Source organism: Leifsonia sp. SIMBA_070, assembly GCF_046534635.1.
In the GTDB taxonomy this organism is placed as follows: Bacteria; Actinomycetota; Actinomycetes; order Actinomycetales; family Microbacteriaceae; genus Leifsonia.
This window is the reverse complement of record NZ_JAWRYK010000001.1, coordinates 554,703-576,723: the sequence shown is the minus strand read 5'-3', so window position 1 is coordinate 576,723 and position 22,021 is coordinate 554,703. Positions and strand designations below refer to the sequence as shown.

Sequence of the window (22,021 nt, the reverse complement as noted above, 5' to 3'; positions counted from 1 at the left end):
ACGCATGTTCACCGGAATCATCGAAGAGCTGGGCGAGATCACCGCCGTCGAGCGCACCGCCGACGCCGCCCGCGTCACCGTGCGGGGGCCGCTGGCCGTCAGCGACGCGCGCCACGGCGACTCCATCTCGGTCAGCGGCGTCTGCCTCACCGTGATCGGCAAGGACGCCGACAGCTTCACGGCGGACGTGATGGCCGAGACGCTCGCCATCAGCACACTGGACGACATCCAGCCCGGCCGTCGCGTCAATCTGGAGCGCGCCGCCCAGGTCGGCGACCGCCTGGGAGGGCACATCGTGCAGGGGCACATCGACGGCACCGCCACCGTGCTCTCCGTCACCGACGGGAGCGCGTGGCGCGTCGTCCGGCTCTCGCTCGACCCGGAGCACGCGCCGCTCGTCGCCCGCAAGGGCTCCATCGCCGTCGACGGCGTCTCGCTGACCGTGAGCGCGGTCGGCGGCGGACGTGAGGACGGCTGGTTCGAGGTGTCCCTGATCCCGGAGACCCTCGGCGCCACCACCCTCGGCGACCGGAAGCCCGGCGATCGCGTCAACATCGAGACGGACATCCTCGCCCGTCATGTGGAGCGCATGCTCGCGCTCGAACCCGCACTGAACGAACGGAGCGCGTCATGAGTCTCGCCAGCATCCCGGAGGCCCTCGCGGAACTCCGCGCCGGGCGGCCGGTCATCGTCGTCGACAACGAGAGCCGCGAGAACGAGGGCGACGTCGTCCTCGCCGCCGAGCTCGCCAGCCAGGAGTGGATCGCCTGGACGGTCAAGCACTCGTCCGGCTTCATCTGCGCGCCGATGACCAACGAGATCGCCGACCGGCTCGAACTGCCGGTCATGGTCGTCAACAACGAGGACTCGCGCGGCACGAACTACACGGTCAGCGTGGATGCGGCAGACCGTCTCTCCACCGGCATCAGTGCGGCCGACCGGGCGCACACGCTGCGAGTGCTGGCCAACCTGGACTCGACGCCGTCCAGCCTCCACCGCCCCGGCCACATCCTCCCGCTGCGCGCCGTCGAGGGCGGCGTGCGCGAGCGCGACGGGCACACCGAGGCCGCGGTCGACCTGCTGACCCTGGCCGGGATGACACCGGTCGGCGCCATCGCGGAGATCGTCGCCGACGACGGCGAGATGATGCGCCTCCCCGGCCTGATCGAGCTGGGCCGGCGGGAGGGCGTGCTCGTCATCACGATCGAGACGCTGATCGCGTACCTGCAGGAGTTCCACTGCGACCAGCCGCTCGAGACGGTCGCGCCGATCCCGGAGACCTCGCGCGTGATCTTCGAGGTGGAGACGACGGTCCCGACGACGCACGGACCCTTCCGGATGCGCGCCTACCGCGACCGGATGACCGGAGCCGACCACGTCGCGATCGTTGCGGGCACTCCGCAGCGCGACGGGACGCTCGTGCGGGTGCACTCCGAGTGCCTGACCGGCGAGGCGTTCGGCTCGCTCAAGTGCGAGTGCGGCCCGCAGCTCGACGCGGCGATGGACACCATCCAGCGCGAGGGAGGCGTCGTCGTCTACCTGCGCGGGCACGAAGGCCGCGGCATCGGCCTGATCAACAAGCTGCGCGCGTACAAGCTGCAGGAGGAGGGGCTCGACACGCTCGACGCCAACCTCGCCCTCGGCCTGCCGATCGACGCCAGGGACTACGGGGCGGCGACGGCCATCCTCCAGGACCTGGGGATCGAATCGGTGCGCCTGCTGACCAACAACCCCGAGAAGGTGCGCCAGCTCGAGGAGCACGGCATCGCCGTCGAGGAGCGCGTACCGCTCGTCGTCGGCGTCGGAGCCTTCAACGAGGGCTACCTGGAGACCAAGCGCGACCGGATGGGGCACGCGATCGGGGACATCGACCCCGAGACAGCGACGAACGAGACGACCACGAACGAGACGACCGCGGGCTTCGCGGCGGGAAGGACCACACGATGAGCGGAGCAGGAGCGCCCAGCGCCCAGGAGCGGATCGACGGGAGCGGCCTGAACGTCGTCATCGTCGCCGGCAGCTGGCACGAGACGATCAGCGAGGCCCTCATCGCCGGCGCCCAGCGGACGCTCGACGCCGCCGGGGCGACGCACACGCTCGTCCGCGTCCCCGGCAGCTTCGAGCTCCCCGTCGTCAGCAAGGCGGCACTGGAGTCCGGCGCGGATGCGGTCGTCGCCCTCGGCGTCATCATCCGCGGCGGGACGCCCCACTTCGAGTACGTCTCCGCCGCGGCGACCGACGGGCTCACCCGCGTCGCGCTGGACACCGGCAAGCCGGTCGGCTTCGGGGTGCTCACGCTCGACGACGAGGCGCAGGGCATCGACCGCTCCGGGCTCCCCGGCTCCAAGGAGGACAAGGGCGCCGAGGCGGCGCACGCCGCGCTCTCGACGGCCCTCACCCTCCGCGCGCTGCGCGGCTGAGCGCCGCTGCTCCGCCGGCTAGCGCCGGACGGGATACCGCAGGTGGAGGACGCCCTCCCCCTGGATCAGCACGTCCGGGCTGTCGAGGAGGAGCGGCCCGTCGGCGAACGAGCCGAAATACCGCTTGCCGCTCCCGAACACCGCGGGCACCACATCCATCGCGACGTAGTCGACCAGCCCGAGCGCGAGCGCCTGGCCGCCGATGTCGCCAGCGGTGATGCCCACCTCTCCGCCCTCGGCGAGCTCGGTGGCGAGGTCGACGGCCTCCGCCACCGAGCCGACGAAGTGGTACGAGGCCTCGGGATGCCACCCGGCCGGCTTCGGGCGGTGCGACACCACCACGACGTGGTCGCTCGCCGGCGGGTGCCCCTCCCACCCGTTCGTCTGGTCGAAGAGGCGGCGGCCGATGACCAGCGCCTTCTGCCGGGTCCAGATGCCGCTCACGTAGTCGACGGAGGCCGCCGACACGCGGAAGGGGCCGCTGTGGACCTCGGGATGGTCCTCGACCTCGAGCGGATGGTCGCCGTTGAAGTACCAGTCGTGCAGCGGGCCGACGTCGTCGTGCTCGTCGGCGATGAAGCCGTCGACGGAGACGACCGCGTGGAGGTAGCGGACAGCCATCAGGCGGCCGTCCGGGTCAGGAGCTCGTCGAGCTTCTCGTAGCCCTCGCGGACGCCGTACTCCATACCGCTGGCGACCATCTGCTCGAGCGCCTCGCGCGAGGTCATGACCGACCGGCCGACGAGCCGGGTCCGGCCGCCGGGCAGCTGCTCGAACCGCAGGCGGTCGAGGCTCACCTCGCCCGGCGCCCCGAGGTACTCGAACGTCTGGATGATCAGCTCGTCCTCGACCACGGAGTGGAACACGCCGCGGAAGGCGTAGACCCCGTCCTCGTCGCGCTGCTCGTAGTGGTAGACGCCGCCTGGGCGGGCATCCCACTCGCGGATGGTGGTGGTGAGGCTGCGCGGGCCGATCCACTGCGCGAACAGCTCAGGATCGGTGTGGGCGCGGAAGACGGCCTCCACCGGTGCATCGAACTCTCGGGACAGGTCGGCGTAGGAGGTGCCTTCGACGACTTCGATGGTGACGGGATTGCTCATGATTCCTTCTCCCCTGTCGGGTGCTTCGTGTGCGTGTCGGTGAGGACGGCGTCGAGGCGGCGGTAACGGGCCTCTGCTTCGAGCCGGTAGCGGTCGATCCATGACGTCAGGCGTTCGAGCGCGGCGGCGTCCAGGTGGACGGGGCGGCGCTGGGCGTCGCGGGTCCGCCAGACCAGCCCGGCCGCCTCCAGCACGCTGATGTGCTTGGAGACCGCCTGCAGCGAGATCGGGAACGGTTCCGCCAGCTCGTTCACCGTGGCGGGACCCCGGCTCAGCCGCGCGACGATCGCGCGGCGCACCGGGTCGGCCAGCGCGGTGAACGCCCTGTCGAGAGCCTTGTCCCCCGTCATGTTCAACCTTTTCGTTAATCAACCAGCTTGTTGAGTACAACGGTAGAGCGAAGCCCGCCTCCCGTCAAGAGGCGGATGCTGCCGAGTATGCGGCCTTACGGCTTCCAGACCATGAGCACGACCACGGCGAGCAGCAGCAGGCTCGCTACACCCGAACCCGCGGCGATCTGCGGGTAGCGGGAGGCGGCGCCGTCGCGCAGCGCCTCGCCCGCGCGACGCATGGTCGGCACCACGACGAAGAGCGTCAGCCCGAGGGCGACGACATACAGGATGATCGACCACAGGATCCACGGCGTCGTGATGCTGAGGTCGTACTTCTTGTCGGCCAGGCCCATGACGCCGAACCCGAACAGCACGACCAGCAGCGAGAGTAGTGACAGCAGGTTCGTCGACTTCGCCAGCGTCTCCACCTGGCGGGCGTCCCCCGCACGCACCGCGCGCATCGCGGTCATCGGGAGGATGGCCATGGGGCCGACGATGAAGACGGCGGCGACGACATGCAGGACGGCGAAGAGTGTTTCCATGCCCCCAGCGTACCGAGCGCCCGATTGGGACCGCTCCCGGAGCGCGCATAGGCTAGAGGGTGCGCCACAAGCGCCGTCCGACCCCTGCCCCGCGCGCCTTCCGCCCGACCGACGCCGCGCACGCGCCGTGCACCCTCCCCTCGTTATTCGGAAGCTCTCCACACGCATGTCTACGACGGCCCCCGTCATCGCCCCTGCGCCCGCGAACACCCGCGGACGCGTCATCCTCGCCAGCCTCATCGGCACGTCGATCGAGTTCTACGACTTCTACGTCTACGCGACCGCCGCCGTCCTGGTCTTCCCCTCGCTCTTCTTCACCAGCGAGGACCCGACCACCGCCCTCCTCTCGTCGTTCGCCGTGTTCGGCGTCGCCTTCATCGCGCGACCGGTCGGCTCGATCCTGTTCGGCCACTTCGGTGACCGCATCGGCCGCAAGGGCACCCTGGTCGGCTCGCTGCTCACCATGGGCATCGCGACCGTCCTGATCGGCTGCCTGCCGACCGCGCAGGTTCCCGGCTGGGAGTTCTGGGCTCCGTTCCTGCTCGTCGTGATGCGCTTCTGCCAGGGCCTCGGGCTCGGCGGCGAATGGAGCGGCGCCGCGCTGCTCGCGACCGAGAACGCTCCGGCCGGCAAGCGCGCGATCTACGGGACCTTCCCGCAGATGGGCGCCCCGATCGGCTTCATCGTCGCGAACGTGCTGTTCCTCATCCTGAGCCTCACCATCTCCCCCGAGGGCTTCGCCGCCTGGGGCTGGCGCATCCCGTTCCTGCTGAGCGCGGTGCTGGTGATCGTCGGCCTGTACGTGCGGCTGAAGCTCGTCGAGACGCCCGCCTTCCAGAAGGTCGTCGACACCGGCGAGGTCGCGAAGCTGCCCCTGGCGCGCGTCTTCCGCACCAGCTGGTGGCAGATCGTGCTCGGCACATTCATCATGCTGGCGACGTACGTGCTCTTCTACCTGATGACGGCGTTCACCCTCACCTACGGCACCACCGCCGCCACGCCGGCACAGGCGCAGGCCGCCGCCGAGAAGGCCGGCAAGACGTTCGCCGCCGGCAGCTTCGTGCCCGGCCTCGGGTACAGCCGCAACGACTTCCTGGTGATGCTCATCATCGGCGTCGTGTTCTTCGGCATCTTCACGCTCGTCGCCGGTCCGCTGGCGGAGCGCTTCGGCCGCCGCAAGACGCTGATCTGGGTGACCATCGGGATCATCGTCTTCGGTCTGCTCTTCGTTCCGCTCTTCGCGGGCGGGACCATCGGCACGATGGCCCTGCTGATCATCGGCTTCACGCTGATGGGGCTCACCTTCGGCCCGATGGGGGCGGAGCTGCCGGAGCTGTTCCCGACCAACGTGCGGTACACGGGCTCGGCGATCTCTTACAACCTGTCCAGCGTGCTGGGCGCGGCCGTCGCCCCGACCATCGCGGTCTGGCTGTGGACCTCGGCCCACGGCAGCACGGTCTGGGTGGGCGTCTACCTGTCGCTCGCCGGCGTGCTGACCCTGATCGCGCTGCTCCTCTCGAAGGAGACGCGCGATGTGGACTTCACCGACAACGTGAGCTGACCCCTCGGCCTGGCTCGGTAGCCGCCGAGTGGTGACCAGATGTCGCAATCCGTCCCGGATTCGAGCATCGACTCACCACTCGGCGGCTTCTTCAGTCGAGGAAGAGGGCGCGGAGGCGACGCGTCGTGAGCACCAGGCCGAGCACGATCATCACGGCGAAGTAGAGCACGTGCCACAGCATGCCGAGGTTCACGTCGCCGGTCGTCAGCCCGCGGACCAGCTCCACGCCGTGCCACAGCGGGAGCGCGCGGATGATCGCCTGGATCGGCTCCGGGTACACGGTGATCGGGTAGAACGTCGCCGACAGCAGGAACATCGGCAGCAGGATGAAGTTGATCCAGTCCATCTGCTGGAACGTCTTCATGTAGCTGGTGATGCCCATCCCGAAGCTGGCGAAGCCGAAGGCGATCAGCAGCACCGCCGGCAGGGCGAGGAGCGCCCACCACGACAGGTTGAGGCCGAGCGCCTGCATCACGAGCATGAACCCCACCGCGTAGAGGGCCCCGCGCAGCAGGGCGAGCAGGATCTCGCCGAGCGCCACATCCAGCGGCCCGAGGGAGGTGGCCAGCATCCCCTCGTAGAGCTTCGCGAAGTGCATCTTGAAGAAGACGTTCCAGGTGGAGTCGTACACCGCGCCGTTCATCGCCGCGGTCGCGAGCAGCGCCGGCGCGATGAACGCCGCGTACGGCACGGTCTGACCGGAGGAGGTGTGGATGCTCCCGACGAGCGACCCGAAGCCGATGCCGAGCGACAGGAGGTAGAAGATCGGCTCGAAGAAGCCCGACACGATGACCAGCCAGTTGGTGCTGCGCGTGGCCGACCAGCCGCGCTGCATCACCGAGCGGGCGTTGCCCGCGTAGAGGGCGCGAACGGCGCGGGACCGGGTGCCCGTCTCGGCGAGACGCTCGTCGGTCGCGGTCACTTGTTCAGCCTCCTCGCGGCGATCCGGCGCGCCCACACCCAGAAGGCGACGAACAGGGCGAGCAGGTACAGCACGTGCACCACGGAGAGCCAGACCGGCTCGCTCATCCCGTACGTGACCACGCGCGAGAGCTCGGTGGAGTGCCAGAGCGGAGAGATCCAGCCGATCCACTGCAGGAACGCGGGCATGCTCGACAAGGGGAAGAACGTGCCGGAGAAGAGCGACAGCGGCAGCAGCACGAAACGCATGAGCATGGCGATCTGGCCGGTGTCCTGCTCGAGGGTCGCCACGTAGGCCATGATCGGCACACCGAAGGCGAGACCGCCGAGCGTGCCGATGAGGATGCTGACCCAGCCCCACGGGCTCGGCACCGCGCCGAACAGCACCATGAAGGCGAAGTAGACCGCGCTCGTGCCCAGCAGCCGGGCGACAACGGAGATGATCACGCCGTCGATGATCTGCCCGGGGGCGATGGGCGAGGCGTTGATTCCGTAGAACGTCGGATTCCACTTGAACCCGAGCATGATCGGGTAGGTGAACTCCTCGCTCGCCACCGTCAGGGCAGCGGTGCAGAGCAGGGCCGGGGCGACGAACACCAGGTAGCTGACCCCGTCGACGGCGTTCGGACCAATGCTCGCGCTGACCAGACTCCCGAGCCCGAGGCCCATCGCGAGCAGGTAGAGCAGCGGGTTGCCGAAGCCGGTGACGAGCACGGTCTGCAGATACGACCGCATGACGCGGAAGCGGTGCTCCGCGACGTACCACGCGCCGAACCGGCGCGGGCGGACGGCGGCCGCGAGCGCCTCCTGCGCCGCTCGCGCCTCCCCCGCCTCCTGCGTGGTGCTCATTCGATCAGGCTCCGCCCCGTCAGCCGGAGGAAGACGTCTTCCAGGCTGGATCGCCGCACCAGGCTGGTGAGCGGGTGGAGGCCGCGCTCGGCGATGCGCGCCAGCTCGGCCTCCCCGTCTTCGCTGTAGACGAGGATGCGGTCGGGCAGCACCTCGATCCGCTCGCCGATGCCGCCGAGCGTCTCGGCGACCTCCGCATTGCGTTCGGAGCCGAACCGCACCTCCAGCACTTCGCGGGTGGAGTACTCGCGGATCAGGGCGGCCGGCGACCCCTCCGCCATGATCGTGCCCTTGTCGACGACGACCAGCCGGTCGCACAGCTGCTCGGCCTCATCCATGTAGTGGGTGGTGAGGACGAGCGTCGTACCCTGCTCTTTGAGGCGGAACAGGCGGTCCCAGAGGATGTGGCGCGCCTGCGGGTCGAGTCCGGTCGTCGGCTCGTCGAGCAGCAGGATGCGCGGGTCGTTGATCAGGGCGCGCGCGATCGTGAGCCGGCGCTTCATGCCACCAGAGAGGTCGTCGACCTTCGCCTTCGCCTTGTCCTCCAGCTGGGCGAAGGCCAGCAGCTCGTCCGCCCGCGTGCGGACGTGCGACGAGGCGAGGCCGAAGTACCGCCCGTAGACGATGAGGTTGTCGCGCACGCGCAGCTCGGTGTCGAGGTTGTCCGCCTGCGGCACCACCCCGAGCTGCGAGCGGATCTCGGGCCCGTAGCGGTCGGGATCGAGACCCAGGATGCTGAGGTCGCCGCTCGAGCGCGTGGAGACCGCGCCGATCATCCGCATCGTCGTCGATTTGCCCGCGCCATTGGGGCCGAGCAGTCCGAAGGACTCCCCCGGCTCGACCTCGAAGCTGATGCCGTCGACGGCCGGGAACTCCTTGTACTTCTTGACCAGGTCGCGAGCGGCGATGACGGGCGGCATAGTTCAGCACTGTAGCCGCGACCTCGGACATTCGGGACGGGCATCGTGCAGTCGCGCTGTGGAGTCGCGTTGCGCAGTCGGGTTCGGCCGTTTCAGCAAACAGGCAGTCCATAGGAAGTACGGTCGAAGGTAATAGCGCCGCCGCTCCGACGCCCCTCCTCCCCCGAACGGAGACACCGTCATGTCCACCACGTCCACCACCGCGCCCCGTCGCCGGCGTGGCTTCGGCCGCCCCACCGACGACGCCGGGCCCCGTGCCCGGTTCTCGCAGCTGCTCCCCTACCTCCTGGAGCACAAGCGCGTCCTCTCGGTCGTGGTCGTGCTCAGCATCCTGGGCGCTGCGGCGAGCCTGGCGCAGCCGCTGCTGGTCAGCCAGGTGATCACCCTGGTCGGCAAGCAGCAGCCGCTGAACGGCCTGGTCTGGGGTCTCGTCGCGCTCGTCGTCGTGTCCGGCCTCATCTCGGGCTATCAGCACTACCTCCTGCAGCGCACGGGCGAAGGCGTCGTGCTGTCGTCGCGGCGCAAGCTGGTCGGACGGCTGCTGCGGCTGCCGATCAGCGAGTTCGACACCCGCCGCACCGGCGACCTGGTGTCGCGCGTCGGATCCGACACCACCCTCCTGCGCGCGGTGCTCACGCAGGGTCTCGTCGAGGCGATCGGCGGTGCCCTCACCTTCGTCGGCGCGCTCATCGCGATGCTCATCATCGACCCAGTGCTCCTCGGGCTCACGGTGCTGGTCGTTGCCGTCTCGGTGGTGACAGTGGTGCTGCTGTCCGGGCGGATCCGGGTCGCCAGCCAGAAGGCGCAGAACAAGGTGGGCGACCTCGCCGCCGCGGTGGAGCGCGCGATCAGCTCGGTGCGCACGATCCGCGCTGCGAACGCGACCGAGCGCGAGGTGGCCGCGGTGGACGACGACGCGACGGGCGCATGGCGGATGGGCATCCAGGTCGCGAAGATCTCGGCACTCGTCGTGCCGGTCGCCGGGATCGCCATGCAGGTGTCGTTCCTCGTCGTCCTCGGCGTCGGCGGGTTCCGCGTGGCGAGCGGTGCGATCACCATCTCGAACCTGGTGGCGTTCATCCTCTTCCTGTTCATGATGATCCTGCCGCTCGGCCAGGCGTTCGGGGCCATCGCGGCCGTCAACTCGGCCCTCGGTGCGCTGGGGCGCATCCAGGAGATCCTCGACCTGCCGACCGAGGACCAGCACGACCGCGAGCTCGCGCCGCTCGCGATGACGATCGGCGCGGCGAACGAGGGGCTCGCTCCGGAGGCGCCGGCGATCGAGTTCGTGGATGTGCGGTTCGCGTATCCGGAAGGGGCCGGGGACGCCGAGGGCGTAGCGGCGGAGGCAGCGGGCGCGGGTGCAATTGCGCCGGCCGAGCCGTCCCCCGAGCGGCTGGCGTTCGAGGCGCTCACCGGCACGGATGTGGTCGCGGAGGCCGAGGCCGCCGCGGGCGCCGGAGCAGACGCCGCGTCCTCCCGGCACGGCGGCGTGCTGCACGGGGTCAGCTTCCGCGTACCGCGCTGCAAGCGGACCGCGCTCGTCGGACCGTCCGGCGCCGGCAAGTCGACCATCCTGGCGCTCGTCGAGCGGTTCTACGACCCGCAGGACGGCGAGGTGCGCTTCGGCGGGATGGACGTGCGCACCCTCGACCGGGTCGCCCTCCGTTCGCAGATCGGCTACGTGGAGCAGGATGCGCCCGTGCTGGCCGGCTCGCTGCGCGACAACCTGACGCTCGCGGCGCCCGACGCGACCGACGAGCAGTGCGTCGACGTGCTGCACGCCGTCAACCTGACCGAGGTGCTCGAGCGCAACGAGCTGGGTCTGGGCGCACCGGTCGGCGAGGACGGCATCATGCTGTCCGGCGGCGAGCGCCAGCGGCTGGCGATCGCCCGTGCGCTGCTGGCCGCGCCTCCCGTGCTGCTGCTGGACGAGTCCACCTCCAGCCTGGACGGCCGCAACGAGCAGCTGATGCGCGAGGCGATCGACGCAGTGGCGGAGGACCGCACGCTCCTCGTGATCGCGCACCGCCTCTCCACGGTCGTCGACTCCGACCAGATCGTGGTGCTCGACCACGGCCGCGTCATCGGAACCGGCACCCACTCCGAGCTCGTCGAGACCACCCCCCTCTACCGCGACCTCGCCAAGCACCAGCTCCTCGTCTGACCCCCCACCGTCGAGTACACAAAAACTGCACGCGAATCGGGCGATTCGCGTGCAGTTTTTGTGTACTCGACGGGGGCGGGAGGCCCCGAGGAGGCGGCAGGTCAGGCGCGCAGGTGGTAGCGGAGGGAGGCGAGCTCGGCGCGCAGGGCGGCGGGGACCCGGGAGCCGAAGCGGTCGAAGAACTCCTCGGTGAGGTCGCACTCGGCGAGCCAGCTGTCCGCGTCGACCTCGAACAGGGCGCCCACGTCCTCGGCGGGCAGGTCGAGGCCGTCGAGGTCCAGCTCGTCGGCGATGGGCAGCCGTCCGATCGGTGTGCCGACACTGCCCGCGCTGCCCTCGACGCGCCGCGCGATCCACTCGATCACCCGCGCGTTCTCGCTGAAGCCGGGCCACAGGAACCGGCCGTCGTCGCCCTTGCGGAACCAGTTCACCTGGAACACGGCCGGCGCCGCGCTGCCCAGCGACTCCCCGACCTCCAGCCAGTGCGCCCAGTGATCGGCCATGTTGTAGCCGCAGAACGGGAGCATGGCGAACGGGTCGCGCCGCAGCTCCCCGACCGTGCCCTCCGCCGCGGCCGTCCGCTCGGACGAGATCGTCGCACCGAGGAACACCCCGTGCCGCCAGTCGCGCGCCTGAGCCACCAGCGGGACGTTGGTCGCACGACGGCCGCCGAAGAGGATGGCGTCGATCGGCACGCCGTCGAAGGCATCCCAGTCGTCGGCGATGGACGGGCACTGCGCGGCGCTCACGGTGAAGCGGGAGTTCGGATGCGCGGCCGGGCGACCGCTCTCGGGCGTCCAGTCCTTCCCCTCCCAGTCGATCAGGTGTGCAGGCGGCTCGTCGGTCAGCCCCTCCCACCAGACGTCCCCGTCGTCGCGCAGTGCCACGTTCGTGAAGATGGTGTTGCCCCACAGCGTCTCGACCGCCGTGCGGTTGGTGCTCTCGCCGGTGCCCGGCGCGACCCCGAAGAACCCGGCCTCCGGGTTGATCGCCCGCAGCCTCCCGTCCGGCCCCGGTCGCAGCCAGGCGATGTCGTCGCCGATCGTCTCGACCTTCCAGCCGGGGATGCTCGGCTCCAGCATCGCGAGGTTGGTCTTGCCGCACGCCGACGGGAACGCCGCCGCGAAATGGAAGGCGCGCCCCTCCGGCGAGGTCACCTTGATGATGAGCATGTGCTCGGCGAGCCAGCCCTCGTCGCGTGCCATGACGGACGCGATCCGCAACGCGAAGCACTTCTTGGCGAGGATGGCGTTGCCGCCGTACCCGGATCCGTACGACCAGATCTCGCGCGTATCCGGGAACTGCACGATGTATTTGGTGGTGTCGCACGGCCACGGCACGTCGTCCCGGCGGACGCCCTCCGCGTCGACGAGCGGGTAGCCCACGCTGTGCACGGTCGGAACCCACGGCTGGCCCGCATCGATCAGGTCGAGGACGGTCTCGGTGACGCGGGTCATCATCCCGAGGCTGACCGCCACGTAGGCCGAGTCGGTGAGCTGGAGGCCGACCTGCGAGAGCGGCCCGCCGACCGGTCCCATCGAGAACGGGACGACGTACATCGTCCGGCCGCGCATGCTTCCGGCGAAGACGCCGCGCAGCTCGGCCCGCATCCCCTCGGGCTCCCGCCAGTTGTTGGTCGGGCCGGCGTCGGACTCGTCGAGGGAGCAGATGAAGGTGCGGTCCTCGACCCGCGCCACGTCGCCCGGGTCGGTGCGGGCGAGGAAGCTGTTGGGGCGCCACTCCGGGTTCAGCCGGATGAGCTTTCCCTCGGCGACGAGCTGCTTGGTGAGCCGGTCGGCCTCCGCCAGCGAGCCGTCGCACCAGACGACCTCGTCGGGCTGGGTCAGTGCCGCGATGTCGCTCACCCAGGCACGCACGGCGGCGAGCCCGCCGGACGGGGCGGCGTCGGTCAGGGGCAGCTCGGCGATGCTCATAGCGGTGTCCTTTTCGTGGAAAGAAGTGGTGTTGCATCCAGCTTCCGCGATCTTCCGGTCGTCTAACAGACGGATTCCCCTGTAAGAATCGCGGTTCTTTCGCTATCGTGAAGGGATGAGCACTCCCCTGGTTTCGGAGCCGCAGGACATCGACGTCGCGACGCTCGGCCACCGCATCCGGCACTTCCGCATCCGGCGCGGGCTGACGCTCGACGACCTCGGTGCCGCCGCGGGCGTGGCCGCCAGCCAGCTCTCCCTGATCGAGAACGGCAAGCGGGAGCCGCGCATCTCGCTCCTCGGCGCCCTGGCCGCTGCGCTCGGCGTGCAGACGGCGGACCTACTGTCCACCGAGCCGCCGGACGAGCGCGCGGCGCTCGAGATCGAGCTGGCGCGCTCGCAGCGCGGTCCGCTCTACGCGTCGCTCGGGCTCCCGGCCGTCAAGCCGACGAAGGGGACGCCGACAGAGACCCTCCGGTCGCTCGTCGGGCTGCACCGGGAGCTGAGCCGGCGCGCAAGCGAGGCGATCGCGACGCCGGAGGAGGCCCGCCGGGCGAACACGGAGCTGCGCGAGCGGATGCGCGCCCAGCACAACTACATCCCCGAGATCGAGGAGCTGGCGGAGCAGCAGGTGCGGGCGTCCGGGCACGTCCGCGGCGCGCTCACCCACCGGGAGGTCAGCGTGATGGCCGAGAAGCTCGGCTTCGAGCTGATCTACGTCAACGACCTCCCACGCTCGGCCCGCTCCATCACGGACCTGGAGAACGGCCGCATCTACCTGCCGCCGGCGTCCATCCCGGGCGGTCACGGCCTCCGCTCGATGGCCCTGCAGGCCATGGCGCACCGTCTGCTCGGGCACACCCGGCCGAAGTCGTACGCCGACTTCCTGCGCCAGCGCCTCGAGATCAACTACTTCGCTGCCTGCTGCCTGATGCCGAGGGATGCCGCAGTCGGGTTCCTGCAGCAGGCGAAGAAGGACAAGGACGTCGCGGTCGAGGACTTCCGCGACGCATTCGGTGTGACCCACGAGGCCGCCGCGCTGCGGCTCACCAATCTCGCGACCAGTCACCTCGACATGACGATGCACTTCCTCCGGGTGGGCGACGACGGCGCGCTGTACAAGGGGTACGAGAACGACGGACTGCCGCTGCCCACGGACGTGACCGGCTCGATCGAGGGCCAGGTCGTCTGCCGCAAATGGGGCGCCCGCACCGCGTTCACGCACACCAACCGCACGACGGAGCTGTACCAGTACACGGACACGCCCGCGGGCACCTACTGGTGCGCCACGCAGACCGGGACGACGGCGGAGGGCGGCTTCTCGATCAGCATCGGCGTGCCGTTCGACGAGGCGAAGTGGTTCCGCGGGCGGGAGACGACCGTTCGTGCGGAGTCGCGCTGCCCCGACGAGTCGTGCTGCAAGCGCCCGCCGGCGGACCTCTCGGGGCGCTGGGCGGGGAAGGCGTGGCCGAGCGCCCGCCTGCACGCGCACATCCTGTCGCCGCTACCGTCCGGGTCCTTCCCCGGTGTCGACGACTCCGACGTGTACGCCTTCCTGGAGGCCCACTCCGGCGCCTGATTCGTGACGAATCGGGGCTTCGGCGCCGCGATTCCGCGGATTCGTCACGAATCGGGAGGGAGGCGCGGGCTACTTGGGCTGCATGCGGATGGCGCCGTCGAGGCGGATGGTCTCGCCGTTGAGCATCGGGTTCTCGACGATCGCGCGGACCAGGGCCGCGTACTCCGACGGGCGGCCGAGGCGCGATGGATGCGGCACCTGGGCGGCCAGCGAGTCCTGCGCAGCCTGCGGCAGGCCCGCCATCATCGGCGTCTCGAAGATGCCCGGCGCGATCGTCATCACGCGGATGAGGCTGCGCGCGAACTCGCGGGCGAGCGGCAGCGTCATCGCGGCGACCCCGCCCTTGGAGGCCGAGTAGGCCGGCTGCCCGATCTGGCCGTCGAACGCGGCGACCGACGCCGTGTTGACGATCACGCCGCGTTCCTCCCCCACGGGGTCCGTCTGCGCGATCGCGGCCGCAGCCAGCCGCACGACGTTGAAGGTGCCGATCAGGTTGACCCGGACCACGCGTTCGAAGTGCGCGAGCGGGATCAGTCCCTCCCGGCCGAGGACCTTCTCGGCGGTGGCGATCCCCGCGCAGTTCACGACCACCCGCAGCGGCGCCAGCTCGGACGCCGCATCCACGGCCGCCTGCACCTGCGCTTCGTCGGTCACGTCGGCGGCGACGAAGCGGGCGGTCGGGCCGAGTGCCGTCGCCGCTTTCTCCCCCTCCGACTGCGGGAGGTCGAGGATCACGACGCTCGCGCCGGCCTCCGTCAGGGTCTGCGCTGTGGCGTTTCCTAGTCCGCTCGCACCACCGGTGACGAGGGCGGAGCATCCGTCGAGCTGCATGGTTCTCCTTCGTTTCGATCGGTTGGACGCACTGCGCCGGTCAGCGCAGCACTTCGATGAGGGTCGCGTTCGCCGTGCCGCCACCCTCGCACATGGTCTGGAGGCCGTATCGGCCGCCGCGCGCCTCCACTTCGTTCAGGAGGGTCGCAAGCAGGCGTGTTCCGGACGATCCGAGCGCATGGCCGAGGGCGATGGCGCCGCCGCGCGGGTTCAGCCGGGACGGGTCGGCGTCGAATTCCTGCTGCCAGAGCAGCGGCACCGGCGCGAACGCCTCGTTGACCTCGTACGCGTCGATCTCGTCCATCCGCACACCGCTGCGCTCCAGCAGTTTGCGCGTCGCCGGCAGGATGCCGGTCAGCATCAGCAGGGGGTCGCTGCCCGCCACGGCGAACGAGTGGAAGCGGGCGCGCGGACGCAAACCGAGCCGCTTCGCCGCCTCCGCGCTCATGATCAGCGCTGCGGATGCCCCGTCGGTCAGCGGCGACGAGTTGCCCGCCGTGATCCGCCACTCCAGCTGCGGGAAGCGCGCCACCAGGCGGTCGGTGCGGAACACCGGCTGCAGCTGGGCGAGCTTCTCCGGCGTCGTCCCCGGCCGGATCGTCTCGTCGGCGACGACGCTGCCGGAGTCGGGGGTCGGCACGGCGACCAGCTCGCCGTCGAACGCACCGTCGGCTGCAGCCCACGCCGCCCGGCCGTGGGAGGAGGCGGCGTAGTCGTCGAGCTGCGCACGGTCGAAGCTCCAGCGGTCGGCGATCAGCTCCGCCGCGACGCCCTGGTTGACGAGTCCGTCGGGGTACCGGCCTTTGAGCAGCTCGCCGCCGAGCGCCGCCCCCTGCACGTTCGACCCCATCGGGGCCCGGCTCATCGACTCCACCCCGCAGGCGATGACGACGTCGTAGGCCCCGGCCATCACTCCCTGCGCCGCGAACGCGGCCGCCTGCTGGCTGGACCCGCACTGCCGGTCGATCGTGACCCCCGGGATGCTCTCCGGGAAGCCGGCGCTGAGCACGGCCGTGCGGATGATGTTGCCCGCCTGCTCGCCGGACTGGGTGACGCAGCCGCCGATGACGTCGTCGATGACGGCTGGGTCGATCCCGGTGCGTCCCACGATCTCCAATAGCACACCGGCCAGGAGGTCGGCCGGGTGGATGTCGGACAGCTCGCCGTCCGGCTTCCCACGCCCTGACGGGGTGCGGACGACGTCGACGATGACCGCTTCTGTGGCCGCCATGTCACACTCCGAACGGGTTCGGCGTGAGCGTGTACTTGGTGTTCAGGTACTCGTGGATGCCCTCGAAGCCGCCTTCGCGGCCGAGTCCGGACTGCTTCACGCCGCCGAACGGCGCTGCGGCGTTGGACACCACGCCGACGTTCAGGCCCATCATCCCGGTCTCCAGCCGTTCGATCATCCGCTGGCCGCGAGCCAGGTCCTTCGTGAAGACGTAGGAGACCAGCCCGTACTCGGTGTCGTTGGCCAGCCGGACCGCTTCGTCCTCGTCCGAGAACCGGATGATGGACAGCACCGGCCCGAAGATCTCCTCGCGGAGGATCTCGCTCCCGGGCCGCACATCGGTCACCACGGTCGGCTCGAAGAACGTGCCGGAGCCCTCCAGCCGCGAACCGCCGGTCAGGACGGACGCGCCGCGCGTGACCGCATCCTGCAGCAGCGAAGCCGCCTTGTCGACCGCGCCCTCGTTGATCAGCGGTCCGATGGTCACCCCGTCCTCGGTGCCGCGCCCGATCTTCAGCCCGCCGACGCGCTCGGTCACCCTGCGGGCGAACTCGTCGGCGACGTCCTCGTGGACGATGAACCGGTTCGCGGCCGTGCACGCTTCTCCGATGTTGCGGAATTTCGCGAGCATGGCGCCCTCCACCGCCTTGTCGAGGTCGGCGTCGTCGAACACCACGAACGGCGCGTTACCCCCCAGCTCCATGGAGGTGCGGAGCACGTTCTCGGAGGCCTGCTGCAGCAGCTTCTTGCCGACGGCGGTGGAGCCGGTGAACGACAGCTTGCGGAGGCGCGAGTCGGCGATGATCGGCGCGGACACCGTGCCCGAGGAGGTCGTGGTCACCACGTTGAGCACACCGGCGGGCAGCCCCGCGTCCGTCAGCAGCTGCGCGAAGTACAGCGTCGTCAGCGGCGTCAGTTCGGCCGGCTTGATCACGACCGTGCAGCCTGCGGCGAGCGCCGGCGCGATCTTCCGCGTCGCCATCGCGAGCGGGAAGTTCCACGGCGTGATGAAGAAGCACGGCCCGACGGGATGCTGCGACACGATCATCCGCCCGGTGCCTTCGGGGTTCTCGCCGTAGCGGCCGGTGATCCGGACCGCCTCCTCCGAGAACCAGCGCAGGAACTCGCCGCCGTAGGTCACCTCGCCGTTGGCCTCCGCCAGCGGCTTGCCCATCTCGAGCGTCATCAGCAGCGCGAACTCGTCCCGGCGCTCCTGCAGCAGGTCGAAGGCACGGCGCATGATCTCACCGCGGGTTCGCGCCGGCGTCGCGGCCCAGGCGTCAGCGGCCGCCACCGCCGCATCCAGCGCCCGGATGCCGTCCTCGGGTGAGGCGTCGGCGATCTCCTTGATGCGGTTCCCGGTCGCCGGGTCGAACACGGGGAACGTCCCCGCGGATCCGGTCGTCCATTCGCCTCCGATGTAGAGCCTGTCGGGCACGCGCTCCAGCAGAGCCTTCTCGTCCATCAGTCGTGTTCCTCCTCTGTGGTCACGGGGTCGTCTTCCGGCGCGACCGCTGCTCGAACGAGCGGCACGGTGCGGTGGTCGATCAGGGCGGTCAGGGCGATCACCGTCGAGGTCCGCCGGACCGCGTCGTCGGCGCCGATGCGGTCGATCACGCGCTGCAGGTCGGAATTGGTGCGCGCCACCGCCCGCACCATGAGGTCGCCCGGCCCCGTCACGCGGTGCACTTCCAGAACTTCGGGAATGGCTTCCAGATGCTGCACGACGGTCGCCGCGAGGCTGTCCCCGCCTGGCGCCAGTTCGACGGTGACGAACGCGGTCACCGGGTAGCCGAGCCGCTCCGTGTCGATGGTGGGTGCGAAGTCCCGGACGACGCCGCTCCGCTGCAGCCGGTCCAGCCGCGCCTGCACGGTCCCGCGTGCCACCCCCAGCCGCCGGGACGCCTCGAACACGCCCAGCCGGGGCTCCGCGGCCAGCAGCGCGATCAGCTCGGCATCGAGCGCGTCGACCATGCGGCCCTCCTTCGGTCCTCGCACATCGTACGACGCACGGTACGCGCCTACGGTGCGAGCGCCGAAGCTCCCAGGAACGGGAGGGCGGCCTGCTTGAAGGCGCGGGCGCTGAGGGTGGTCACGTGGTTGCGCTTCGGCAGGACGACCAGCTCGGCGCCGAGCAGGCGTGCCGCCTCGTCCGCGCCCTCCGTCACCGGATCCACCTCCCCGACGACCAGCAGGGTGGGCACCGTACTGGCGAGCGGGAGGGGGTGTGCGGCCATGCCCGCCGCGCACGCCGCCAGCGCCTCCCGGTCGATTCCGGGAGCCTGGCGCAGGGAGGCGAGCAGCGGGGCGAGCGGACTGGCGGGATCGAGCCCGGCGTCCTCGTCCCGCAGCGCCGCCTGAACGGCGGAGACGCCCCACCGGGCGAACTGCTCGACGGTCCCGACACCGCCGACCACCAGTCGGCGGACGCGGGACGGGGCGATCCCGACGAGCGCGAGCGAGACCCAGCTGCCCATCGAGTAGCCGAGAGCATCGACGCTCTCGACGCCCTGCTCGTCGAGGACGGCCAGCAGGTCCTGGGCGAACAGCTCGGGCGAGTACGCGGCCGGGTCGTGCGGAGCGTCGCTGCCGCCGTGGCCGCGCAGGTCGGGGACGATCGCACCCCGTCCCGCCTCGGCGAGCGCCGCCACCCATCCTGTCGCCTCCCAGGTCAGCGCGCCCGTGGAGGCGAAGCCGTGGACCAGCAGCACTGGATCCGGTCCGGGGTGCCGGTCGACGTGGATGCGCGTCATGCCACTACTCTGTCACGGCACCGGCTGCACCCCGCTACGACGACACCTCCGCCCGCGCCTCGCGCTGCCGGTCCCTCCACAGCTTCGACGGCCACCAGATCGCCCGGCCGATGTCGTACGAGGCGGCCGGAACCAGCAGCGTGCGCACGATGACCGTGTCGAGCAGCACCCCGAAGGCGACGATGAACGCGATCTGCACCAGGAACAGGATCGGGATGACGGCCAGCGCCGCGAACGTCGCCGCCAGCACGACCCCCGCCGAGGTGATGACGCTTCCGGTGAGGCCGAGCCCGCGCAAGATGCCCGGCCGCGTCCCGATGCGGAGGGACTCCTCCCTCACCCGCGTCATCAGGAAGATGTTGTAGTCCACGCCGAGCGCAACCAGGAAGACGAAGCCGAACAGCGGCACCGCCGCATCCGCCCCAGGGAAGCCGAACACGTTGTCGAACACCAGCGCTGAGATCCCGAGCGCCGCCGCGTACGACAGCACGACGCTGCCTATCAGGAGCACGGGCGCCAGGATCGAGCGCAGCAGCAGCATCAGGATGACGAGGATGACCCCGAGCACGATCGGGATGATCTTGGCCAGGTCGCTCTGCGCGGTCTCGTTCGTGTCCAGGGCGATGGCGGTCACGCCGCCGACCAGGACCGACCCGTCGGACGACAACGAGCCGCGCAGGTCCTTCACCACCGCCTCCGCTTTCGCCGAACCCGGCTCGGAGGCGAGCGTGGCCTGGATGAGCACCCGGCCGTCCTTCACCACCGGGTCCGCCACGACACCGGGCTGCGGCCGGCCGCCTCCGGTGTAGAAGGCGGCGGAGGCGATGCCGTCGGTCCTCTTCGCCGCCGCGAGCACCGCATCCCCCTGCGCCTCGGGCGCGACGATGAGCACCGGCGAGCCGGACCCCGCGTCGAAGTGCTTCGCGACGATCGCCTGACCGTTCACCGCATCCGACTGGGTCAGGACGACATCGGTCTGCTGGACACCGTTCGCCTTCAGCTGGGTGAGGCCGAGCGCGCAGGCGGCGAGGAGGACGAACGACACGATCCAGGTGACGCGCGGGCGACGGCCGATCAGCCCGCCGATGCGCCGCCACAGCCCGTGCACGCCCTCCAGGCCGACCGGCGCCTCGCCCTCGGCGTGTTTCAGGGGACGCCCGCCGACGACCGGCCGGAACGGCCAGAACGCGGCACGGCCGAACACCGCCAGGAGTGCGGGCAGGAAGGTCAGCGCCGACAGCAGTGAGAAGACGATGCCGATCGCCGCGATCGGCCCCAGGCTCTTGTTGGAGTTGAGGTCCGAGAACAGCAGGCAGAGCAGCGCCAGGATGACCGTCACGCCGGACGCGAGGATCGGTTCGAACGCCGCCTTCCAGGCCCGGACGATGGCCACCCAGCGGGACGACTGCTGCTCGAGGGCCTCGCGGTAGCGGGCGACGAGCAGCAACGAGTAGTCGGTCGCAGCGCCGATGACCAGGATGGAGAGGATCCCCTGGCTCTGCCCGGACAGCGTGATCCAGCCCCAGAGCGCGAACAGGTACACCAGGAGGATCGCCGCGCACAGCGCGAACACCGACGTGAGCAGCACGAGGAACGGCAGCAGCAGCGCGCGGTAGACCAGCAGCAGGATGACGAACACGGCGGCCACGGCGACGAGCAGGAGGATGCCGTCGATGCCTCCGAAGGCGCTCACCAGATCGGCGGTGAGCCCGGCCGGTCCGGTGACCCAGGCGCGTGTGCCCTCGGGGGCCTCATCCGTCACCACTGCACGCAGGTCGGCCACGACCGTCTTCACCTCGTTGGAGTCGACGATGGGGACGATGTACTCGACCGCCCGGCCGTCCTCCGACGGAATCGGCCCGGCCACGCTGGTGCTCGCTCCGTCGGCGGGTGCCTGGACGCCGTCTACGGCACCCAGCTTCGTCCCCAGCTCGGCGTAGGTCGTCGCGAGCTCGCTCTTCGGGATGGTCTGCTCGGCTTCGACGACCACGATCGCCGGAATGGAGCCGGAGTCGGTGAAGCGCTTCTGCCACTCCTGCACCTCGGTCGACTCGGCGCTGGCCGGGAGGAAGGCCGCCTGGTCGTTGCTGGAGACGCCGGAGAGCTTGCCGAACGTCGGTCCTCCGATGCCGGCCAGCGTCAGCCAGATGAGCACCAGCACGGCGGGCACGACGATCCGCAGCCAGCGGGCGGGCTCGGGGGCAGATCCTCGATCCCGGACACCCTTCGACACTTCGCCTCCTGATTACTAGATGAGCTAGCAATCAGCGTAGCGCGCTGTGTCGCCGTCGTCCACGCCGTCAGACGACCAGTTCGGCCCCCGCCTGCGCCAGCTCGGCCAGGGCCGCCTCCGAGCTGACCGGCGCCACACCGGCCACCAAGGAGGTGAGCACACGCACCTCTCGTCCGTGAGCGAGCGCATCCAGGGCCGATGCCCGGACGCAGTAGTCCGTGGCGAGCCCCGCGACCTCGACCGTCTGGATGCCGTACTGATCGAGGAGGTCGCGCACCGTCCCTCCCGAGTCGGTGGTCCCTTCGAACAGCGAATACGCCGGCACGCCCTGCCCCTTGCGGACGTGGTGGGTCACGCGCGAGGTGTCGAACGCCGGATGGTAGTCGGCGCCTGCCGTGCCGGCCACGCAGTGCACCGGCCAGCTGTCCTCGAAGTCCGGCTCCGCGTCGACCGCGAAGTGGCCACCGTTGTCGTTGTCGGCGTCATGCCAGTCGCGGCTGGCGACGATGATGTCGTAGTCGTCGGCATGCTCACGCAGGTGGGCGGTCACCGCCGCGGCGACCGAGGCTCCGCCCGCGACCGCGAGCGCGCCTCCCTCGGTGAAGTCGTTCTGGATGTCCACGATGAAGAGCGCGGTGCCCATGCTCGTCC

At 70.3% G+C, this 22,021-nt stretch carries 21 protein-coding genes; 6 read left to right on the top strand and 15 right to left on the bottom strand.

What is annotated here, in order from left to right; translation table 11 throughout:
• The first annotated feature begins 4 nt into the window (after positions 1-4).
• The 3 genes from SB754_RS02580 to ribH are packed head-to-tail and all read left to right on the top strand — an operon-like array spanning position 5 to position 2,420.
• Positions 5-634, top strand: coding sequence for a riboflavin synthase (locus SB754_RS02580; RefSeq protein WP_410780789.1), 630 nt, complete (start codon positions 5-7; stop codon positions 632-634).
• Positions 631-1,947 (top strand): GTP cyclohydrolase II, encoded by a 1,317-nt coding sequence (gene ribA, locus SB754_RS02575; protein ID WP_410780788.1) that lies wholly within the window; start codon positions 631-633, stop codon positions 1,945-1,947. Before SB754_RS02580 ends, ribA begins: the two co-directional genes overlap by 4 nt.
• Positions 1,944-2,420 (top strand): 6,7-dimethyl-8-ribityllumazine synthase, encoded by a 477-nt coding sequence (ribH, locus tag SB754_RS02570; RefSeq protein WP_410780787.1) that lies wholly within the window; start codon positions 1,944-1,946, stop codon positions 2,418-2,420. The genes ribA and ribH overlap by 4 nt, the downstream gene beginning before the upstream one ends.
• Before the next feature lie 18 nt (positions 2,421-2,438).
• Here ribH and SB754_RS02565 read toward each other — a convergent pair whose 3' ends face one another.
• From SB754_RS02565 to SB754_RS02550, 4 genes are all read right to left on the bottom strand, one after another.
• A complete protein-coding gene (locus SB754_RS02565; RefSeq protein WP_410780786.1) occupies positions 2,439-3,041 on the bottom strand; it encodes a dihydrofolate reductase family protein in 603 nt (200 codons plus the stop codon).
• Positions 3,041-3,520, bottom strand: a complete 480-nt coding sequence (locus SB754_RS02560) for an SRPBCC family protein (protein WP_410780785.1) — start codon at positions 3,518-3,520, stop codon at positions 3,041-3,043. Before SB754_RS02560 ends, SB754_RS02565 begins: the two co-directional genes overlap by 1 nt.
• The gene (locus SB754_RS02555; RefSeq protein ID WP_410780784.1) at positions 3,517-3,870 is read right to left on the bottom strand and encodes an ArsR/SmtB family transcription factor; all 354 of its coding nucleotides are present in this window, start codon (positions 3,868-3,870) and stop codon (positions 3,517-3,519) included. Before SB754_RS02555 ends, SB754_RS02560 begins: the two co-directional genes overlap by 4 nt.
• Before the next feature lie 95 nt (positions 3,871-3,965).
• A complete protein-coding gene (locus tag SB754_RS02550) occupies positions 3,966-4,394 on the bottom strand; it encodes a DUF2269 family protein (protein ID WP_410780783.1) in 429 nt (142 codons plus the stop codon).
• Between the two features lie 166 nt (positions 4,395-4,560).
• On the opposite strand from SB754_RS02550, the gene SB754_RS02545 reads away from it, so the two are divergent.
• A complete protein-coding gene (locus SB754_RS02545) occupies positions 4,561-5,955 on the top strand; it encodes an MFS transporter (protein WP_410780782.1) in 1,395 nt (464 codons plus the stop codon).
• A 91-nt stretch (positions 5,956-6,046) separates the two neighbouring features.
• On the opposite strand, the gene SB754_RS02540 is transcribed toward SB754_RS02545, so the two are convergent.
• Genes SB754_RS02540 through SB754_RS02530 form a run of 3 tightly spaced genes read right to left on the bottom strand, consistent with a single transcriptional unit; the run spans position 6,047 to position 8,645 of the window.
• Positions 6,047-6,877 carry an ABC transporter permease gene (locus SB754_RS02540; protein ID WP_410780781.1) on the bottom strand — a complete coding sequence of 277 codons (831 nt, stop codon included), beginning with the start codon at positions 6,875-6,877 and terminating at the stop codon, positions 6,047-6,049.
• The gene (locus tag SB754_RS02535; RefSeq protein ID WP_410780780.1) at positions 6,874-7,725 is read right to left on the bottom strand and encodes an ABC transporter permease; all 852 of its coding nucleotides are present in this window, start codon (positions 7,723-7,725) and stop codon (positions 6,874-6,876) included. Before SB754_RS02535 ends, SB754_RS02540 begins: the two co-directional genes overlap by 4 nt.
• The gene (locus SB754_RS02530; protein ID WP_410780779.1) at positions 7,722-8,645 is read right to left on the bottom strand and encodes an ABC transporter ATP-binding protein; all 924 of its coding nucleotides are present in this window, start codon (positions 8,643-8,645) and stop codon (positions 7,722-7,724) included. The genes SB754_RS02535 and SB754_RS02530 overlap by 4 nt, the downstream gene beginning before the upstream one ends.
• Positions 8,646-8,826: 181 nt before the next feature.
• Here SB754_RS02530 and SB754_RS02525 point away from each other — a divergent pair, with 181 nt between their 5' ends.
• Complete coding sequence (locus tag SB754_RS02525) at positions 8,827-10,812, top strand: ABC transporter ATP-binding protein (protein WP_410780778.1); 1,986 nt, start codon at positions 8,827-8,829, stop codon at positions 10,810-10,812.
• Positions 10,813-10,913: 101 nt separating this feature from the next.
• On the opposite strand, the gene SB754_RS02520 is transcribed toward SB754_RS02525, so the two are convergent.
• Complete coding sequence (locus SB754_RS02520) at positions 10,914-12,746, bottom strand: phosphoenolpyruvate carboxykinase (GTP) (protein ID WP_410780777.1); 1,833 nt, start codon at positions 12,744-12,746, stop codon at positions 10,914-10,916.
• A 115-nt stretch (positions 12,747-12,861) separates the two neighbouring features.
• Between SB754_RS02520 and SB754_RS02515 the strand changes: the two genes are divergently transcribed.
• The gene (locus tag SB754_RS02515; protein WP_410780776.1) at positions 12,862-14,322 is read left to right on the top strand and encodes a helix-turn-helix domain-containing protein; all 1,461 of its coding nucleotides are present in this window, start codon (positions 12,862-12,864) and stop codon (positions 14,320-14,322) included.
• Between the two features lie 69 nt (positions 14,323-14,391).
• Here the strand turns inward: SB754_RS02515 and SB754_RS02510 are convergent, their stop codons facing one another.
• The 7 genes from SB754_RS02510 to SB754_RS02480 form a co-directional block, all read right to left on the bottom strand.
• Positions 14,392-15,153 (bottom strand): 3-hydroxyacyl-CoA dehydrogenase, encoded by a 762-nt coding sequence (locus tag SB754_RS02510; RefSeq protein WP_410780775.1) that lies wholly within the window; start codon positions 15,151-15,153, stop codon positions 14,392-14,394.
• 40 nt (positions 15,154-15,193) lie between these two features.
• Positions 15,194-16,384: a thiolase family protein gene (locus SB754_RS02505; RefSeq protein ID WP_410780774.1), complete on the bottom strand. Its 1,191-nt coding sequence runs from the start codon at positions 16,382-16,384 to the stop codon at positions 15,194-15,196.
• A 1-nt stretch (position 16,385) separates the two neighbouring features.
• Entirely contained in the window at positions 16,386-17,849 is a 1,464-nt protein-coding gene (locus tag SB754_RS02500) for an NAD-dependent succinate-semialdehyde dehydrogenase (protein WP_410780773.1), read from the bottom strand.
• Positions 17,849-18,358, bottom strand: a complete 510-nt coding sequence (locus tag SB754_RS02495; RefSeq protein WP_410780772.1) for an Lrp/AsnC family transcriptional regulator — start codon at positions 18,356-18,358, stop codon at positions 17,849-17,851. Before SB754_RS02495 ends, SB754_RS02500 begins: the two co-directional genes overlap by 1 nt.
• 47 nt (positions 18,359-18,405) lie before the next feature.
• A complete protein-coding gene (locus SB754_RS02490; RefSeq protein WP_410780771.1) occupies positions 18,406-19,137 on the bottom strand; it encodes an alpha/beta fold hydrolase in 732 nt (243 codons plus the stop codon).
• Between the two features lie 34 nt (positions 19,138-19,171).
• Positions 19,172-21,370 carry an MMPL family transporter gene (locus SB754_RS02485; RefSeq protein ID WP_410780770.1) on the bottom strand — a complete coding sequence of 733 codons (2,199 nt, stop codon included), beginning with the start codon at positions 21,368-21,370 and terminating at the stop codon, positions 19,172-19,174.
• A 67-nt stretch (positions 21,371-21,437) separates the two neighbouring features.
• Positions 21,438-22,013 (bottom strand): isochorismatase family protein, encoded by a 576-nt coding sequence (locus tag SB754_RS02480; protein WP_410780769.1) that lies wholly within the window; start codon positions 22,011-22,013, stop codon positions 21,438-21,440.
• Positions 22,014-22,021: the final 8 nt, after the last annotated feature.

Coding starts and splice junctions, on each gene's coding strand:
- SB754_RS02580 (WP_410780789.1), top strand. CDS start 5: ATGTTCACCGGAATCATCGAAGAGCTGGGCGAGATCACCGCCGTCGAG.
- SB754_RS02495 (WP_410780772.1), bottom strand. CDS start 18,358: ATGGTCGACGCGCTCGATGCCGAGCTGATCGCGCTGCTGGCCGCGGAG.
- SB754_RS02490 (WP_410780771.1), bottom strand. CDS start 19,137: ATGACGCGCATCCACGTCGACCGGCACCCCGGACCGGATCCAGTGCTG.
- ribA (WP_410780788.1), top strand. CDS start 631: ATGAGTCTCGCCAGCATCCCGGAGGCCCTCGCGGAACTCCGCGCCGGG.
- SB754_RS02550 (WP_410780783.1), bottom strand. CDS start 4,394: ATGGAAACACTCTTCGCCGTCCTGCATGTCGTCGCCGCCGTCTTCATC.
- ribH (WP_410780787.1), top strand. CDS start 1,944: ATGAGCGGAGCAGGAGCGCCCAGCGCCCAGGAGCGGATCGACGGGAGC.
- SB754_RS02505 (WP_410780774.1), bottom strand. CDS start 16,384: ATGGCGGCCACAGAAGCGGTCATCGTCGACGTCGTCCGCACCCCGTCA.
- SB754_RS02500 (WP_410780773.1), bottom strand. CDS start 17,849: ATGGACGAGAAGGCTCTGCTGGAGCGCGTGCCCGACAGGCTCTACATC.
- SB754_RS02560 (WP_410780785.1), bottom strand. CDS start 3,520: ATGAGCAATCCCGTCACCATCGAAGTCGTCGAAGGCACCTCCTACGCC.
- SB754_RS02520 (WP_410780777.1), bottom strand. CDS start 12,746: ATGAGCATCGCCGAGCTGCCCCTGACCGACGCCGCCCCGTCCGGCGGG.
- SB754_RS02565 (WP_410780786.1), bottom strand. CDS start 3,041: ATGGCTGTCCGCTACCTCCACGCGGTCGTCTCCGTCGACGGCTTCATC.
- SB754_RS02535 (WP_410780780.1), bottom strand. CDS start 7,725: ATGAGCACCACGCAGGAGGCGGGGGAGGCGCGAGCGGCGCAGGAGGCG.
- SB754_RS02555 (WP_410780784.1), bottom strand. CDS start 3,870: ATGACGGGGGACAAGGCTCTCGACAGGGCGTTCACCGCGCTGGCCGAC.
- SB754_RS02515 (WP_410780776.1), top strand. CDS start 12,862: ATGAGCACTCCCCTGGTTTCGGAGCCGCAGGACATCGACGTCGCGACG.
- SB754_RS02530 (WP_410780779.1), bottom strand. CDS start 8,645: ATGCCGCCCGTCATCGCCGCTCGCGACCTGGTCAAGAAGTACAAGGAG.
- SB754_RS02510 (WP_410780775.1), bottom strand. CDS start 15,153: ATGCAGCTCGACGGATGCTCCGCCCTCGTCACCGGTGGTGCGAGCGGA.
- SB754_RS02525 (WP_410780778.1), top strand. CDS start 8,827: ATGTCCACCACGTCCACCACCGCGCCCCGTCGCCGGCGTGGCTTCGGC.
- SB754_RS02480 (WP_410780769.1), bottom strand. CDS start 22,013: ATGGGCACCGCGCTCTTCATCGTGGACATCCAGAACGACTTCACCGAG.
- SB754_RS02545 (WP_410780782.1), top strand. CDS start 4,561: ATGTCTACGACGGCCCCCGTCATCGCCCCTGCGCCCGCGAACACCCGC.